The organism is Actinomadura spongiicola, from assembly GCF_003432485.1.
Classification (GTDB): Bacteria; Actinomycetota; Actinomycetes; order Streptosporangiales; family Streptosporangiaceae; genus Spirillospora; species Spirillospora spongiicola.
In genome coordinates, this window is sequence record NZ_QVNQ01000028.1 from 1 (window position 1) to 1030 (window position 1030).

General features: G+C 71.4%; 1 protein-coding gene. It reads left to right on the forward strand.

Going from position 1 to position 1030, the window contains the following annotated elements; all coding sequences use genetic code 11:
* Nucleotides 1-116: 116 nt before the first annotated feature.
* Nucleotides 117-1030, forward strand: a 914-nt coding sequence (locus tag D0T12_RS34660; protein WP_117405321.1) for an IS481 family transposase, incomplete at its 3' end; no start/stop codon positions are given.

Below are 1030 nucleotides of genomic sequence, written 5' to 3' on the forward strand. Positions count from 1 at the left end.
TGTACTGCCCATGGACGTTGGTGACGGCGACACGGGGTGGATGATCTTGAAATAGGGAGGACCTCCTGGCGTGGTGTGGAGCTACCACACAGCCACTCCACGCCCCGGAGGTCCTTGTGCCCCACCGTAACGCGCCGCTGACCGAGCTGGGCCGGCTTCGCCTGGCCCGATGCGTGGTGGAGGAGGGCTGGTCGCTGCGGCGGGCGGCCGAGCGGTTCCAGGTCTCGCATACCACCGCCGCCCGCTGGGCCCGCCGCTACCGCGACCACGGCCAGGCCGCGATGGCAGACCGCTCCAGCCGCCCGCACCACAGCCCCCGCCGAACTCCCCGGCGTACCGAACGCCGCATCATCGGCCTGCGCGTCTCGGCCCGGGTAGGCCCGGCCCGGATCGCCTCCCGGCTGGGCCTGCGCCCTTCCACCGTCCACCGCGTCCTGCACCGGTACCGCTGCCCACCCCTGGCACACCTGGACCGCGCGAGCGGCCGGCGCATCCGCCGCACCGTCCGCCGCTATGAGCACCAGGCGCCCGGCGACCTGGTCCACGTCGACATCAAGAAACTGGGCAACATCCCCGACGGCGGCGGCCACAGAACACACGGCCGCGCCGCCGGACGCCGCAACAGCCAGCGCACCGACACCGGCGCCCGCCGCTCGGGCGGCAAACCCCTGCTGGGCTACGGCTACCTGCACACCGCCATCGACGACCACTCCCGCCTGGCCTACACCGAAATCCTCCCCGACGAAACCAAGGACTCGGCAGTGGCGTTCTGGCAGCGGGCGCACGCATTCTTCACCGACGCAGGGATCACCGTGCGCCGGGTCCTGACCGACAACGGCGCCTGCTACCGCTCAAGGGCCTGGCGCAACAGCCTCACCACGGCCGGCCTCGACCACAAACGCACCCGCCCCTACCGGCCCCAAACCAACGGCAAGGTCGAACGCTTCCACCGCACCCTGCTCCAAGAATGGGCCTACGCCCGGCCCTACCACTCAGAAACCCAACGCCGCCAAGCCCTTGCGCCCTGGCT